This is a genomic window from Brevibacillus sp. WF146, assembly GCF_001673705.2.
Taxonomy (GTDB): domain Bacteria; phylum Bacillota; class Bacilli; order Brevibacillales; family Brevibacillaceae; genus Brevibacillus; species Brevibacillus thermoruber.
The window spans coordinates 3,749,503-3,764,156 of sequence record NZ_CP109943.1 but is presented as its reverse complement, the minus strand read 5'-3'; the positions used below and the strand labels follow the sequence as shown (position 1 = coordinate 3,764,156).

Sequence of the window (14,654 nt, the reverse complement as noted above, 5' to 3'; positions counted from 1 at the left end):
GTACGGCCAAATGGAAGAGCACTTGTTTTCTAGGGTTCCGCAGCGTTGGCTGGCCTGGTTCGAGAGAAAACACACAGCCGCATTGGCTGTGACACGGAGGGATAAAAGCCCGGGAGATATCGTTGTGCTGGCGATACCCCCGGGTTTTTTGCTGCGCTGGAAAAAACGAGAGGATAGGAGGAGAGAGACGTGAACAGAGAATGGGCAATGGTGTTCCTCGCGGCTGTGTTTGAAGTGCTGTGGGTGATCGGGTTGAAACACGCGTACGATCTTTGGACGTGGCTGGGAACAGCAGTGGCCATTGGCGTCAGCTTTTTCCTGATGATCAGGGCCGGCCGGACACTGCCGGTGGGCACCGTCTACGCCGTCTTTGTCGGCATGGGCACGGCCGGCACGGTGTTGGCCGACATCGTCTTTTTCGGCGAGCCGTTTCAGTGGTTGAAAGTGCTCCTGATCCTGCTGCTGCTGGGGGGCGTCGTCGGCTTGAAGCTGGTGACCCATGAGAAACCGGCAGAGAACAGGGAAGGAGGGGAGACGCAATGGCGTGGCTGTATCTGATCGCCGCCGGACTTTTCGAGATGACGGGTGTGGCGATGATCAACAAATGGCACCGCGATCGGACCTGGCTGACGCTGACCCTGCTGCTCGCCAGTTTCGGTGCCAGCTTTCTGTGCCTTTCCCTCGCGATGAAAACCCTGCCGATGGGGACGGCCTATGCGGTCTGGACCGGCATCGGCACGGCAGGCGGCGCCATTCTGGGCATGGTTCTGTACGACGAGTCAACCGATTGGCGCCGTGTGCTGTGTATCGGCGTCATCCTTGCCGCTGCGGTCGGATTGAAGCTGATCTCCTGACCGCCCCCGTCTGTCTGTTGACATTCAACATGGCGCCGGTGATCATGGCGTCCGACACACCGGACGCTTGCACACCGCTGCTCGGACAAGCTGACAGTCATCAGATCCGCAAAGGAGGAAAGCGCATGAAATTCATTGACAATCGAGGAATCACCGATCCCCGCATCAACCTGGCGATCGAGGAATACGCCTTAAAGCACCTGCCCGCCAACGAAGACTACCTGCTGTTTTACATCAACGAACCGTCCATCATCATTGGGAAAAACCAGAATACGATCGAAGAGATCAATGTCGACTACGTCAACGAACACCGGATTCACGTGGTGCGCCGGCTGTCGGGAGGCGGCGCCGTCTACCACGACCTTGGCAACCTCAACTTCAGTTTTATTACCAATGACGACGGGGAGTCCTTTCACAACTTCCGCAAGTTTACCGATCCGGTCGTTCGCGCCCTGCGCCAGATGGGCGTCGACGCGGAGCTGACGGGCCGCAACGACATCCAGGTGGGCGAGCGGAAAATTTCCGGCAACGCCCAGTACGCCGCCAAAGGACGCATGTTCAGCCACGGCACGCTGCTGTTTGACTCCGACCTGGAGCGCGTCGTCTCCGCGCTGAACGTGAATCCACAGAAAATCCAGTCGAAAGGGATCAAGTCGATTCGCAGCCGGGTCGCCAACATTTCGGAATTTCTGCCCCGCCCGATGACGATCGAGGAGTTCAAGCAGGCGCTGCTCGCCTTCATCTTCGACGGCAAACCGGTGGAGGAATATCCGCTCACCGACGAGGATTGGGCGAACATCCACGAGTTGTCCCGCTCCCGCTACCAAAGCTGGGAGTGGAATTACGGCAAATCGCCGAAAAGCAATTTTCGGCAGTCCCGCCGGTTTGACATCGGGACGGTGGAGGTGCGGTTGGAGATCGAGAAGGGGCGCATCAAGGAAGCCAAAATCTACGGGGACTTCTTCGGAATGAGGGACGTGTCCGAAATCGAGGCCATGCTTCGCGGTGTGCCGTACGACAAGCAGGCGGTGGCGGATGTGCTCGCTCGCATCGACATCGAGCCGTTTTTCGGAAAATGGTCGCGCGAGGAGTTGCTGTCCCTGTTTTTCTAGCAAAACCATACGAAAGGTTACAAAACAAAGAAACCCTCTCCTCCCTCGTGAAAAGGGGGACGAGAGGGTTTGTGCTGCGGCGGGTTTGGGGAAAGGCCGCGACACGGGAGGCCAGGGGGCCGGCGGGAATCACGCCGACGCCTGCTCGTTTGTTTTTCCCATCGATCGTTTCGCGATCTTGTTTGCCACCAGCGTAACCAGGAACGAACTGACGAGCCCGCCGGCCATGGCAATGGCAAACCCGGCGATGTTGTTGGACAGCAAAGGGGCCACGACGGAGGGGACATACGCCGTTCCCCTGACGCCGAACATGCCCGCCAGCATGCCGGCCAACCCGGCGGAGCCGATGGCCCCGGCAAAGACGATGCGGTTGGCAAACATGAACGGGTAGGCGGCCTCCACAAACGTGCCGAAGCCCATGTTGATCAAAAAGCCGGGGGCGGCCACCGCCGCTTCGCTCTTTTCCCTCGGCGAGACGATATTGGCCAGCGTGATTCCCGCGGACACCATGACCAGCCCGACCATGTCGACGGCGCCCAGGAAGCTGTTCCCCGTTTTCTCCATTTCCAAAAGGACGATCGGCAGGATGGCGGCATGGTAGACGCCGCCGAGGATCGCCGGCCAGATCAGGAGACCGGCAATCAGTCCGGCGAGAACGGGACTGTAGCCCACCGCGCTTTCGATCAGCACCTTGATCAGTTCCCCCGCCTGCAGGGCGACGGGGGCGAACAGGAAGTGGACGGCCAGGCCGGCCGCCAGCCCCGACACGCCGCCGGCGATAATGTTGACCGTCGTCGCCGGGAAGCGCCATTCGACGCACGTGCGAAACAGCAGTTGGACGAGAACCCCGGCGCCGATGCCGCCGATCATGCCGCCGATGATCCCGCCGTCCACGGACAGAACGCCCGCCAGGACACCGGCGACGACGGAGACTTCCTCCATCTCGGCCACCTGCTTGGCGGCCACCGCCGCGACGACGACGGGAAGCGCCTTGATCAGCAGGTCGAAGACACCCTGCAGCGCCTCCAGGCCGGGAACCTTGCCCAGCGCGAGAATGACCGCCATGGCGATAAAGCCGGGAAGCGACGCCATCATGATCCCTCTGACGTTGATCCGCTTCCACGGCTGTCCGTCCGGGACGGCGCCGCTCTTTCCGGCGGTTCCGATCACCGGGCGGTAGTTGATCCCCCAGTGGTTGCTCAAAGCGGCGACGAAGCTGACCGCCCTCGTCCGGTTGGTGGTTCCCGTCGTGCCGGAGGAGGCGATCACGTTGGCCCCTTTCGCGCTGACCAGGGCCATTGACGTGCCGCCTGTACCCGCGATCGGAACGCCCCGTTCAACGGCCGCCTCAATCGCCAGCCGGTTCGCCCCGTCCGGGTCCGCGCTCATCAGGATCAGGCCGTCAATCTCACCCCGCCGGATGTCAGCGGCGATCTGTTCATCCAGTTCCCGCACATGCCGGTTGCACGCCTCCAGCGTGCCGGCGAAAAGCACGGCGGGCGCCTCGCCGTCCCATCCGAATACTGAGGCGCCGGTGTCGCTGCCCGCCATGTCCATGGACCCTTGGGCGGCGATGAACTGCACCGCCCGAATGCGCAGGCCGGCCGCTGCCGCCTGTACGGCGATTTCTTCCAGCAGCTTCTCCGGCTCTTTTCCGCCCAGATTGTACAAGTTTCCCCCGCTGCTCCCGAGGATCGCGATCGTTTTCATCCCAAGATGTCCTCCCGTTTTTCCTTCGCTGCTGCTTTCCATTGGTAAAGTGATATAGGATTACTTTATAAAAGAATGCCGGAAGATTCAACCGATTTTCGCGCGTTTCATGCATGAAAAAGAACCTCCCGGTAAGGGGAGGTTCAGCGCCGGATGGAACTTCGCGGTTCACATCCGGGAAAACGCAATGATGCTGTCCAGACCCGTCAAAAGAGGTGTGGTGTGGCCGCCGTTACGCCGAGATGGCCGGCGATTTCCCGTCCGACGGGGCAGGCGGATGAAACTCGTTTTCGTGCTTGGCGATGACTACCGCAGCCACGCCGTTGCCGATCAGGTTGGTGATGGCGCGCGCTTCCGACATGAAGCGGTCGACGCCGAGCAGGAGCGCGATGCCCTCGACCGGGATCATCGGGAACGCGGCCAGCGTTGCCGCCAGGGTGATGAAGCCGGAGCCGGTGACGCCGGCCGCCCCTTTGGACGTGAGCATCAAGACGCCGAGCAGGGTCAACTGCTGCCAGATGGACAGGTCGACGCCGTACGCCTGCGCGATGAACAGGGCCGCCATGGAGAGATAAATGGACGTGCCGTCCAGGTTGAACGAGTAGCCGGTCGGCACGACCAGACCGACGACCGATTTGGAACAGCCGTATTTTTCCAGGCGCTCCATCATGCGGGGCAGCGCCGATTCGGACGACGAGGTGCCCAGCACCAGCAGGATTTCTTCGCGAATGTATTTGATGAACGAGAAGATGCTGAAGTTGTAGAAGCGGGCAATCAGCCCCAGCACCACGACGATGAACAGGAACATCGTGATGTAGACCGATCCCATCAGCAGGCCCAGTCTCTTCAGGGAGTCGATGCCGAAGGTGCCGATGGTGTAGGCCATCGCCCCGAATGCCGCGAGCGGGGAGACTTTCATGATCATGTTGACGACGCCGAAGAACCCGTGCGCCAGCTTGTCAAACAGGTTGATCACCGGCTGGGCGGCGGAGCCCATGGCCGCGAGAGACAGGCCGAACAGGACGGCGAAGAACAGGATGGGCAGCAGTTCGCCTTTGGCCATGGCGTTGACGACGTTGTCCGGAATGATTCCGACGAAGAAGTCGATAAAGCCGTGGCTGGTTTCCTCGGCCGCCTTTGTGTACTTGGAGATGTCGGCGCCGCTGAGGCCGGTCTTGTCGAAACCGACGCCCGGCTTGATGATGTTGACCACCAGGAGGCCGATGGCGAGCGCGATCGTGGTAACGATTTCAAAATAAATCAGCGCCTTGCCGCCGATTTTCCCCACCTTCTTCATGTCGCCCATGCCGGCGATGCCGTTGACGACGGTAAAGAAGACGATCGGCGGGATCACCATCTTGATCAACTTGACGAACACGTCGGCCAACACTTTCAGATCAGACCCGAACTTGGGCGCATAATGGCCGACGATAATCCCGAGGATAATGGCGATCACGACCTGCACGGTCAGGTTTTTAAAATTGATCCGCATAAGTCCCCTTCCTTTCCGTATGATGAAAGCGCTTTACATTCTCTGTATTTGCATTCTAAAGAATTGAGGGAATATTGGAAACGATACGGTCATATTGGTTGTTTTGGTCTTTTTGGTCACGGACAACACGGAGCGCGGATCGGGGGCCAGCAAAAGGCCCTTGGCCTGCCGGTCCGGCAAGCCAAGGGCTGTATGGGTTTCGGTGTCTGTCCGGTCGTCAGCGGCCGGCACTGCCCGCTGCCGCATCGCGTGCGGAAGAGGAGGGTGCCGCGGCTTCCTCCAGCCACTGTCTGTACCGGTTCCAAGCCTCTTGGGAATCAAGCGCCTGGCGGGCCGCCGTCACGCCGTCATCCAACGTCGGGACGCGTCCGGTGATCCACAGCCGCAGGGCGCTGTTTACGAGCACCGTGTTGCGGTAGGCAGGTTCGGCCGTTCCGTTCAGCACCGCTTCCGCCGTCTGCCATTGCAGCTCCGGCGTCCAGTCGGTTTCCGGCGCTTCCGCCTGCAAGCCGAGCGAGGACGGATCGACGACAAAGGGACGGCAGCTGCCGTTTTCCACTATCAAGGTGCGGGTCGGTTTGGCGGCGGACACGTCTTCGGAGCCTTCCATGCCCTGCACGACGATTCCCCGTTCCACTCCGAGGCGGAGCAGCAGTTCCGCCACCTTTTCAAATACCGTGCCGTGGAAGATGCCGATGGCCATGTACGGAGAGTCGGCTACCCTCAGCAGTTTTTCCACCGTGTTGAACAGGGTGCGGACGCCGAGTTCCAGCCGCAGGGGACGCAGATTGTGCAGGGCGGGACACCACGCTTCCGTGGGGACGAACAAGACGCCGCTGCGCTCGGCTGCCGAAAAAAGCGCCTGCCTGTCGGCGGCATCCGCGGACACGCCTGCGGCCTTCAGCACATCCGTCAGCGTGATGCCCCACTTGGGCGGCAGGGAAGGACTGCCGTGCAGGGTGACCCGCTGTCCGCAAGCGGCCAGCACAAAGGCGGCAGGGAACGTGGCCATGAACGATTTTCGCCGCCCGTCGTAGGGGCCGGCACAATCGAGACTGCCCGGAAACGAGACGGGCGAAACAGTCCGCCGAAACACCTCCACAAACGCCGCCAATTCGTCCAGCGACTCCATTTTGATCCGCTCGGCCATCAGAAACGCGCCCATCTGCGCGGGCGTCGCGCTGCCGTTGAGAAACATCTCCGCCGCTGCTGCAGCCTGCTCGTACGTCAAGTCTTTTGCGCCGCGTTTGCCGCGTCCCACTTCCTTTAACAGCTCAAACATCGTGTCCGTCACCTCTCCCGAATCAGTCGGCATCTGCGGACCACCATGGATCGTGCCGCATCCGCCCTTGTTTGCGTTCGTTCATCGAATGTCTGCGCAGCACATGCGCATAACTTCCGGCATGTTTTTTGGCGTGCGCAAGACAGAATGCCGCCACTCCCCGTTCCGTCCAAGGTCCGCGGCCGAGGCTGTCGTTTGTCCTGCATCCGCATCAGCGGGGGAAAGAGGAACGACAGACACGGTATCGCTGCGACAAGACGGGAATCGAGACGGCGAAGACGATGGCGTTATACATGATTAGTATACTGGAAAGCCCTTCCTTTTGAGAAGCCGCACGACGGACTGAACGGGTTGCCGCCACCAGTTTTTTTCGCTAACATCAGAATTGACAATAATATACAAAAATTGCTAAGATATTCATGCGGTCATCAAAAATACCGTTCTTAGGAAGGGGTTGGTCCTATGGTTTCAAAGAAACCTATTGCGGTAATGCTTCCTCTTGCTTTGGCTTTTTCAATTGTTGGTGTCGTTCATGCCACTGAAGAGCAAAAGGAAAAAAAGAAAGATGCAGTTGAATTATTAACTCATCTGACTCAAGAGAAGTTTCCTAATGCAAAGGTAGAAAAAATATCATTAAAAGAATACTTAGAAATTGAGAAAAAATTCGATGAGGCAGACAAAGGGGGGAGTGTTAAGCAAAGCGATTCAGTCCAACCATTTGCTGGTTCTGCTCCCCCATACTCGACGTGGGAAATTGCCATTGTAGATTCTGAAGCTGATGAGGGACCAGATGGTTACCAAGATGTTGTGGGACTTGATGAAGCTCCAATTCCCGTACGTGGTAATACTGCTGTATATACGTATACAATTGGACATGGATATAAATGGGCATGGTTGGATGGAGAAGCGGCAAATACGACAAATGGATATGTAACAAATTTGTATTCAATAGACACGAATAGAGATGGTGTAGTTGACGGATATTGGTATGAAGTAGCCTTTAATTCCGACGATAAAATTTCAAGTTGGGCCGAATTCAAATCAAGAGGAGTATCGTATAACTTTCCTAATAACACGATGGAAGATTCAATAACTATCTATCACGAATAGTTTTCATATTGCCCAAACTAAATGACACGATTTTATACTTTGTAAGAGTTGGAGGGTACTCAATGAATTCAATTGCAAGGATGAGCAGACTGGAACTGTTCAGTATGCGAAGCGCCTTGACGGTGTTTCATGGATACAGAGGCAAGGAGACGCTTGATGAATTTATCGAGATGATGGCAAACGCGAAAGAGCCGGTAAATCCTCAACATGCACGTACGATCAGCGCAAAAGACATTACGGACAGAATGGGGATAACCGACCCCAACATGATTCGGTTGCATCAAAGAGCTGCTGAACTTGGATTATTAACCGATTTGGACGCGCCAAGCACATTCGCGATTCAGCTTTCAAAAAAACATGGACTGCAAACGGTCGCTTCCTTATACGACAGTCAAGTATTGACAGGATGATGATAAAGTGACCTTTCCCAACAGTAGATGCGTGCTTGAGGGTCAGACATTCTCGGTACATGTGGACGTTCTGCTTCTTGCGGAACGTCCTTTTTCCCATTCAAAGCAGGAGGAGTTCTTTCTGATTCGTGGCGGATACGGTATCGAACAGGGAACTGTAAAAACGAGGGAACAAGCAAGACAAAAAACGAAGCGGGCGGAACAACCAACGGGAACCCCGGTCCCGCATTTGACATGAAACCAAAAGGTGTCATAAAATCAAAAAGGAAACCATTTGGGTTCCAATCGCGAACATGAACCTCGATCGGGTTCGCCCTCAGGAAAAAGAGAAGCACAACTACCAGGAGGTACGACAATGGAGAACAAGACCCCGCAAACCCTTCCGGACATTCGACACACCCAGGTGTTCCATGCTCCGATCCAGAAAGTGTGGGAAGCCGTTGCCACGGCGGAAGGTCTCGCCGCATGGTTCATGCCGAACGACTTTCAGCCTGTGGTCGGCCACGCGTTTCACTTGAATGCCGGTCCGTTCGGCATGTCCCCCTGCAAGGTGACGGAAGTGGATCCCCCCAACCGTCTTTCGTTTCGCTGGGGGAAAGACTGGATCATTACGTTTGAACTGAAAGACCTTGGCGGGAAAACGGAGTTTACGCTGATCCACTCCGGCTGGAATCCCGACACCGTTACGGAATTCGGCGAACCGCATACAATCGTGCGCGACCGCATGAATCAGGGCTGGACCGGGCTTATCCAAAAACTGGGCGCGCATGTCAAGGGCTGACATGGCTGCTTCGCCGTCCAGACATGACGTCTTTCAGGCCATCGCTGATCCTACGCGCCGCCAACTGCTGAGATTGCTGGGGGATCAGGAAATGTCTGTCACCGTCATCAGCGGACACTTTCCGATGAGCCGGACGGCCGTTTCCAAACATCTGCGCATTTTGGCCGAAGCCGGCCTGGTCAAAGGGAGGAAAGTCGGCCGGGAGACGCGCTACCGGCTTGATCCGGAACCGCTGCTCGAATTGAAGCAGTGGCTCGCGTATTACGAGCGGTTTTGGGAGAACAAGATGGCGATGCTCAAACACTACGTGGAGTCCGGCAAATTGGACGGCGCCGAGCCCGCAGCCTCGCTGAAAGCGGTCCAGCCGACGAAAAAGGAATAACCGCGCAGCCATTTGGCGCTGCGCCTGCCGCTGTGAAGACAGTCTAAGACGGTTCCTTCCCCGTTTTAGCCTGTCTTTTTTCGTTGGGAAAACGGCGCCTTTCCCTGGGGCCAAACGGGTGGGACGTGTTCATCGCTGCTCGTGCAGCTTGCTGATCTCGTCCATCAGCGCCGGACCGATCACCGGGGCGAACGTCTCGTACACCGGCTGCAGCGCCTGCCGCCAGACGGCCTGCTCCTGCGGCGTCAGCACGTGTATCTCCATGCTGCTCTCTTTGGTCAACTGCTTCCACTGCTGCTCGTTCATGGAGACGGCTATTTGGTAGCTGTAGGCCGTCGCCTCCTCCAACGCCTCGGCGATCACGCGCTGTACGTCGGCGGGAAGCTCCTCCCAGAACGATTTGTTGATGATCACGGCGTAGCCCAGATAGCCGTGGTTGCTGACGGTCATGTACTTCTGCACCTGGTAGAGACGCTTGCTGTAGATGTTGGAAATGGTGTTTTCCTGGCCGTCCACTTCGCCGTTCGCCAGCTTGCGGTAGACGTCGTTGAACGGAGCCCCCTGGGCTGTCGCCCCCAGCGCGCGAAACTGCGCTTCCAGCACGGGGCTTTGAATGATGCGGAAACGCTGGCCGGCGAAGTCCTGCGGCGTGCGGATCGGCTTGTGGCTGGTCATCTGCTTGAAGCCGTTGCTCCAAAAGGCCATCCCCTTCATGTTCAGCGGCTCCAGCGTCTCAAACAGCATCCGGCCGATCTTCCCGTGAAACGCCTGCTCCACGTCCTGCTGGTCGCGAAACACGTAGGGCAGATCCAGCACCGACCACGCCGGAATCCGGTTGGCCAGATTGGAAAAGGCGGGGGCGATCATCTGGATGTCGCCGCGCTGCAGCGCCTCCATCTCCGTCTTGTCGGAGTGGAGGATGCCGTTGGGAAACACCTGCACTTCCACCCGGCCGTTCGTCTTTTCCTTGACCAGTTGGGAAAAGCGTTCCACGGCCAGGCCCTTGGGCGTATTTTCCGCCACCACATGGCTGAACTTGATGATGATTCGCTCGTTCAGCCCTTCCTGCTCCTCGTCGTACCCCAGCGCCGCAAACGGCAGGTCGCTGCGAAAGCCGATGATCACGGCGCTGAGCAGGCCGAGCAGGACGAACACGACAATGCTTGCGAACGATCTCATGGGCCGACACCTGCTCTATGATCATATGATCAGTTGATTTGCTCCACGTACTGTACCAAAATATATGGTAGCAGGCAAACCCCCCGGAAAGGAAGAACACACCTGTTCAAACGTCTGAAAATTAAGTGGAAGATCATGCTGCTGTCGGTCGGCATCGTGCTCTTTTCCCTCTTGATCGGCGGCATCATCATCATGGGCAGCATCATTCGCCTGACCGAGGCGGAGTTGGGACAGCGGCTGATGACCACGGCGCGGACGGTGGCGGAAATCCCGCTGATCCAGAAAAGCATCCAGGAGCCGGACGGCTGGCGGATCATCGCTCCGACGGCGCGGCGGATCCGCATCGTCAATGACGTGACTTACGTGGTGGTCATGGACATGAACCGGGTCCGCTATTCCGATCCGCTGGACGAGCGCATCGGCACCGTCTTTCTCGGCAAAGACGCGGAGGAGGCGTTTGCCGAGCACACCTACATCCGCAAGGTGCGGGGAGAGCTGGGAACGGCGCTCAGGGCCTACGTGCCGATCATGAACGCCGAGCACCAGCAGGTGGGCGTGGTCATGGTGGGCCATCTGCTGCCGAGCATCCCGCAGATCCTCTACGACCAGCGGGAAAACATCGCGATCACGTTTTTTCTCTCCCTGCTGTTCGGCATCTGGGGGTCGTATCGGCTCGCCCGCCACATGAAACGGCAGATGCTCAACCTGGAGCCGGAGGAACTCGCCCGCATGCTGGTAGAGCGCACCGCCACGTTTCACGCCATGCGGGAGGGCGTCATCGCGATCGACACGCATGAGCGGATCACCATTTTCAACGACAAGGCCAAGCAGATTTTCAACATCGAAGGCGATGTGCTGGGGAGGCCGATCCGCGAGGTGATTCCCGACACCGCGCTGCCGGAAGTGCTGGAGAAGCAGCAAAACTTTTACGACCACGAACTGCACGTCGGAGGCGCGCTGATCTGGTCTAACCGCTTCCTGATCAAGACGGACGGGAAAGTGGTCGGGGCCCTCGCCATCTTCCAGGACCGGACCGAAGTGGCGCGGATGGCGGAAGAGCTGACCGGCGTCAAGGCGTTCGTCGACGCGCTTCGCGTGCAAAACCACGAGTACATGAACAAGCTGCACACGATCGCAGGACTCCTGCAGTTGAATCAGAAGGAAAAGGCGCTGCAGTACCTGTTTGAAATCAGTGAACAGCAGGAAGAACTGACTGCGTTTCTGTCGGCCAAGATCGCGGATGAAAGCGTTTCCGGCCTGCTCTTGGGTAAGGTGAGCCGAGGCAAGGAACTGGGCATCCGCGTCGTCATCGACCGGCGCAGCAACCTGGAGCGCTTTCCGCCGTACATGGACCACCACAACTTCGTGCTGATCCTCGGCAATCTGATCGAAAACGCGTTTGACGCCCTGGAGCAGGCGGACCGGGATGACAAGGAGGTCTACATCAGCATCGAGCAGGACGACGACATCTGCTCCATCCTGGTGGAAGACAACGGCATCGGCATGGATGACGAGACCCGGCGGCAAATGCTGGAGCGCGGCTTCTCCACCAAGGCGGGGAAGAACCGCGGCCTGGGCCTCTACCTGGTGCAGCAGTTGGTGGCGAAGGGGCGGGGCGAGCTGAGCTGCCAGTCGCAGCCCGGCGAAGGCACCAGCTTTTTGATTACCTTTCCGATGAAGGAGGCGGAAGCGTAGATGGCCAACCCATTTCGCGTGGTCGTCATCGAGGACGACCCGATGGTGCAGGAAGTCAACCGGCAGTTTATCGAGCGGGTGCCGTCCTTCCGCGTGGTCGGCGCGGCCTCCAACGGAGCGGAGGGGCTGGCTCTGGTGGAACAATTGAAGCCCGATCTGGTGATCATGGACATTTTCATGCCCGTGCTGGACGGCGTGCGCACCCTGCAGAAACTGCGCACCGCCAACCAGGCGGTGGACGTGATCGTGATCACGGCGGCGAAGGACAAGCCCACGATCCAGGCGATGCTCCGCAACGGCGCGATGGATTACATCATCAAGCCGTTCAAGTTCGAGCGCATCCAGCAGGCGTTGGAAAACTACCGGGCGTTTCGCCAGCAGTTGGAGCAGGAGGGCACCGTCTCCCAGGCGGAGGTGGATCAGCTCTTGTTCCGCAATGCGGCGAAAAGCGCCCGGGAGGAGGAGCCGCTGCCCAAAGGGCTGCACATGCATACGCTGGAGCAGATTGTCCGCCATCTGCGCGAGGAAAAGCAGCCGCTGTCGGCGGAAGAGGTGGCGGAGCGGGTCGGCATCGCCCGGGTGACGGCGCGCCGCTACCTCGAATACCTGGAAAAGAGCGGACGGGTAAAACGGGACGTGGCTTACGGCGGCGTCGGCCGGCCGACCAACCGGTACGTGCTGGTGTGACGGACCCGGGAAGCGCAGCGCGACAGCCGAAGGGGAGCGGCAGACGGATGATCGACGGAGCCCCCTGTTTCTGGATGGAATCGACGAGCTTCCCTTCCGCCTGCAGGTGAAGCTCCTGACCGTGCTCCCGGTCATGCAGGAAATGTTTGAGGAAGCGGAGAAACAGTTTCTGGAGGTTCCGCACCGAAAGGGGTTCGCCGGTGAATCGGGATGAGGATGAAACCCTCGCTTCCCCATCGGTGTAATTTTTGTAATATTCAAAATAAAATGATACTCAAGGGGAGTTCATACAATGAAACGACGATGTTCCATCCTCATCGCTGTCTCGTTCGTGCTGGGGAGCATGCTCAGCGGGTGTTTCGCGGGCGGAAGCGGCACTCCGGCCGGCACCGGGGCGGCACAAGAGCCCGGGAAAACAGGCACGGCGGGCACCACCGCTTCCGGCGAGCCGCAAGTGCTGCGCATGAACCTGGAGGAGCCGGCCACACTTGATCCGACCTTTGCCGAAGACACCGTTTCCGGTGCCGTCATCCGCGCCGTTTTTGACGGGTTGACCCGTCTGGACAAGGACGGCCAGCCAATTTACTCCATCGCTTCCGACATGAAGGTGTCCGAGGACAAGACGGTCTATACGTTTACCCTGCGTGACGCCAAGTGGAGCAACGGCGATCCGGTGACGGCCCACGACTTCGAATTTGCCTGGAAGCATGCGCTCGATCCCAAGACCGGTTCACAGGCCGCGTACCAGTTTTACAGCATCAAAAACGCGCAGGCGTTTGCCGCTGGCAGGGCCAAGCGGGATGACGTCGGCGTCCGGGCGCTGGACGACAAGACGCTGCAGGTGACGCTGGAACATCCCACGCCGTATTTCCCGACGCTTGCTGCCTTCCTCATGCCGATCAACAAAAAGGTGGCGGAAGCCAACGAGCATTGGGCGAAAGACCCGAAAACGCTGGTGGGGAACGGACCGTTCAAGCTGGAGAGGTGGGAGCACAAAAACAAACTCGTCCTGGTGAAAAACGACACCTACTGGGATCACGAGGCGGTAAAATTGGATCGCATCGAGTTCTCGATGATTTCCGACGCCAATACGGAGCTGGCGCTGTTCCAAAACGGCGATCTCGACTGGGCGGGTGGGCCGATCAGCAGCTTGCCGGTGGATGCCGTCAAGCCGTTGAAGGAGGAAGGCAAGTTGAAGACCAAGCCGAAAGCCACCTCCTACTACATCCGCTTCAACGCCGAGCGGGTGCCGTTTACCAATGCCAAAGTACGCAAGGCGTTCGCCTACGCGATCAACCGGAAGGAGATTGCCGACAACATCGGCCAGGCCGGGCAGACGCCGCTGATGGGCATCACGCCGATCACCGCCTCGCTAAAACCGGAAGGATTCTTTGCCGATAACCAACCTGAAGAAGCGCGCAGGCTGCTGGCGGAGGGCATGAAGGAACTGGGCATCACCAAGCTGCCGGAAATCAGCTACCTCTACAACACGTCGGACCGCAACAAGGCGATCGCCGAAGCGCTCCAGGCCACCTGGAAACAGGTGCTGGGCGTCGACGTCAAGCTGGTGAACAAGGAGACAAAGGTGTACCTGGACGACCAGGAGCAGGGCAAATTCGAGATCACCCGCTCCAGTTGGACGGCTGATTACAACGACCCGGTCAACTTCCTGGAGAAGTTTATCGAAAAGTACAGTTCCAGCAACATTACCCGCTGGCACAACCCGACATACACGGAGCTGATTCACAAGTCGTACGCGGAAACGGATGAGGCCAAGCGAAGGCAGCTTCTGCTGGAAGCCGAGACGCTTTTAATGGATGAGATGCCGCTGACGGGAATTTTCAGCGACGTCAACGCCTGGGTGCAAAACGACAAGGTCAAAGGTGTGCAGATCGATCCGCTCAGCAAAATCGATTTCAAATGGGCGTACAAGGAGTAAAAACAGCGAGGAGAATGCCGG

At 58.4% G+C, this 14,654-nt stretch carries 14 protein-coding genes and 1 riboswitch; of the genes, 10 read left to right on the top strand and 4 right to left on the bottom strand.

Annotated features, from left to right (window positions below; all coding sequences use genetic code 11):
- Window positions 1-18 precede the first annotated feature (18 nt).
- A riboswitch (guanidine-I (ykkC/yxkD leader) is annotated at window positions 19-118 on the top strand.
- 71 nt (window positions 119-189) lie between these two features.
- From A6764_RS18575 to A6764_RS18565, 3 genes are all read left to right on the top strand, one after another.
- The gene (locus tag A6764_RS18575) at window positions 190-558 is read left to right on the top strand and encodes a DMT family transporter (protein ID WP_065067908.1); all 369 of its coding nucleotides are present in this window, start codon (window positions 190-192) and stop codon (window positions 556-558) included.
- A complete protein-coding gene (locus tag A6764_RS18570; RefSeq protein WP_065067909.1) occupies window positions 540-854 on the top strand; it encodes a DMT family transporter in 315 nt (104 codons plus the stop codon). The genes A6764_RS18575 and A6764_RS18570 overlap by 19 nt, the downstream gene beginning before the upstream one ends.
- 125 nt (window positions 855-979) lie before the next feature.
- A complete protein-coding gene (locus tag A6764_RS18565; protein WP_065067910.1) occupies window positions 980-1,966 on the top strand; it encodes a lipoate--protein ligase in 987 nt (328 codons plus the stop codon).
- 129 nt (window positions 1,967-2,095) lie between these two features.
- Here the strand turns inward: A6764_RS18565 and A6764_RS18560 are convergent, their stop codons facing one another.
- From A6764_RS18560 to A6764_RS18550, 3 genes are all read right to left on the bottom strand, one after another.
- A complete protein-coding gene (locus A6764_RS18560; protein WP_065067911.1) occupies window positions 2,096-3,676 on the bottom strand; it encodes a PTS sugar transporter in 1,581 nt (526 codons plus the stop codon).
- A 232-nt stretch (window positions 3,677-3,908) separates the two neighbouring features.
- Window positions 3,909-5,168: a dicarboxylate/amino acid:cation symporter gene (locus A6764_RS18555; protein ID WP_035300725.1), complete on the bottom strand. Its 1,260-nt coding sequence runs from the start codon at window positions 5,166-5,168 to the stop codon at window positions 3,909-3,911.
- Between the two features lie 217 nt (window positions 5,169-5,385).
- Entirely contained in the window at window positions 5,386-6,483 is a 1,098-nt protein-coding gene (locus A6764_RS18550) for an anthranilate phosphoribosyltransferase (RefSeq protein WP_264622323.1), read from the bottom strand.
- A gap of 429 nt (window positions 6,484-6,912) precedes the next feature.
- Here A6764_RS18550 and A6764_RS18545 point away from each other — a divergent pair, with 429 nt between their 5' ends.
- The 4 genes from A6764_RS18545 (at window position 6,913) to A6764_RS18530 (ending at window position 9,133) form a co-directional block, all read left to right on the top strand.
- The gene (locus A6764_RS18545; RefSeq protein ID WP_141669759.1) at window positions 6,913-7,560 is read left to right on the top strand and encodes a DUF4879 domain-containing protein; all 648 of its coding nucleotides are present in this window, start codon (window positions 6,913-6,915) and stop codon (window positions 7,558-7,560) included.
- A 62-nt stretch (window positions 7,561-7,622) separates the two neighbouring features.
- The gene (locus A6764_RS18540; protein WP_065067915.1) at window positions 7,623-7,970 is read left to right on the top strand and encodes a hypothetical protein; all 348 of its coding nucleotides are present in this window, start codon (window positions 7,623-7,625) and stop codon (window positions 7,968-7,970) included.
- Between the two features lie 355 nt (window positions 7,971-8,325).
- Window positions 8,326-8,751 (top strand): SRPBCC family protein, encoded by a 426-nt coding sequence (locus tag A6764_RS18535; RefSeq protein WP_065067916.1) that lies wholly within the window; start codon window positions 8,326-8,328, stop codon window positions 8,749-8,751.
- A gap of 1 nt (window position 8,752) precedes the next feature.
- Window positions 8,753-9,133 (top strand): ArsR/SmtB family transcription factor, encoded by a 381-nt coding sequence (locus A6764_RS18530; protein ID WP_035288605.1) that lies wholly within the window; start codon window positions 8,753-8,755, stop codon window positions 9,131-9,133.
- Window positions 9,134-9,262: 129 nt separating this feature from the next.
- Here A6764_RS18530 and A6764_RS18525 read toward each other — a convergent pair whose 3' ends face one another.
- Window positions 9,263-10,312: a DctP family TRAP transporter solute-binding subunit gene (locus A6764_RS18525; RefSeq protein ID WP_044898302.1), complete on the bottom strand. Its 1,050-nt coding sequence runs from the start codon at window positions 10,310-10,312 to the stop codon at window positions 9,263-9,265.
- A 135-nt stretch (window positions 10,313-10,447) separates the two neighbouring features.
- Between A6764_RS18525 and A6764_RS18520 the strand changes: the two genes are divergently transcribed.
- The 3 genes from A6764_RS18520 to A6764_RS18510 all read left to right on the top strand — a co-directional run bounded on the left by A6764_RS18520 (window position 10,448) and on the right by A6764_RS18510 (window position 14,633).
- Window positions 10,448-12,007, top strand: a complete 1,560-nt coding sequence (locus A6764_RS18520; RefSeq protein WP_044898303.1) for an ATP-binding protein — start codon at window positions 10,448-10,450, stop codon at window positions 12,005-12,007.
- Window positions 12,008-12,694, top strand: a complete 687-nt coding sequence (locus A6764_RS18515; RefSeq protein WP_035300717.1) for a response regulator — start codon at window positions 12,008-12,010, stop codon at window positions 12,692-12,694.
- 292 nt (window positions 12,695-12,986) lie between these two features.
- Window positions 12,987-14,633 carry a peptide ABC transporter substrate-binding protein gene (locus A6764_RS18510; RefSeq protein ID WP_065067917.1) on the top strand — a complete coding sequence of 549 codons (1,647 nt, stop codon included), beginning with the start codon at window positions 12,987-12,989 and terminating at the stop codon, window positions 14,631-14,633.
- The last annotated feature ends 21 nt before the right edge of the window (window positions 14,634-14,654 follow it).

Coding starts and splice junctions, on each gene's coding strand:
- A6764_RS18570 (WP_065067909.1), top strand. CDS start 540: ATGGCGTGGCTGTATCTGATCGCCGCCGGACTTTTCGAGATGACGGGT.
- A6764_RS18565 (WP_065067910.1), top strand. CDS start 980: ATGAAATTCATTGACAATCGAGGAATCACCGATCCCCGCATCAACCTG.
- A6764_RS18560 (WP_065067911.1), bottom strand. CDS start 3,676: ATGAAAACGATCGCGATCCTCGGGAGCAGCGGGGGAAACTTGTACAAT.
- A6764_RS18555 (WP_035300725.1), bottom strand. CDS start 5,168: ATGCGGATCAATTTTAAAAACCTGACCGTGCAGGTCGTGATCGCCATT.
- A6764_RS18550 (WP_264622323.1), bottom strand. CDS start 6,483: ATGCCGACTGATTCGGGAGAGGTGACGGACACGATGTTTGAGCTGTTA.
- A6764_RS18545 (WP_141669759.1), top strand. CDS start 6,913: ATGGTTTCAAAGAAACCTATTGCGGTAATGCTTCCTCTTGCTTTGGCT.
- A6764_RS18540 (WP_065067915.1), top strand. CDS start 7,623: ATGAATTCAATTGCAAGGATGAGCAGACTGGAACTGTTCAGTATGCGA.
- A6764_RS18535 (WP_065067916.1), top strand. CDS start 8,326: ATGGAGAACAAGACCCCGCAAACCCTTCCGGACATTCGACACACCCAG.
- A6764_RS18530 (WP_035288605.1), top strand. CDS start 8,753: ATGGCTGCTTCGCCGTCCAGACATGACGTCTTTCAGGCCATCGCTGAT.
- A6764_RS18525 (WP_044898302.1), bottom strand. CDS start 10,312: ATGAGATCGTTCGCAAGCATTGTCGTGTTCGTCCTGCTCGGCCTGCTC.
- A6764_RS18520 (WP_044898303.1), top strand. CDS start 10,448: ATGCTGCTGTCGGTCGGCATCGTGCTCTTTTCCCTCTTGATCGGCGGC.
- A6764_RS18515 (WP_035300717.1), top strand. CDS start 12,008: ATGGCCAACCCATTTCGCGTGGTCGTCATCGAGGACGACCCGATGGTG.
- A6764_RS18510 (WP_065067917.1), top strand. CDS start 12,987: ATGAAACGACGATGTTCCATCCTCATCGCTGTCTCGTTCGTGCTGGGG.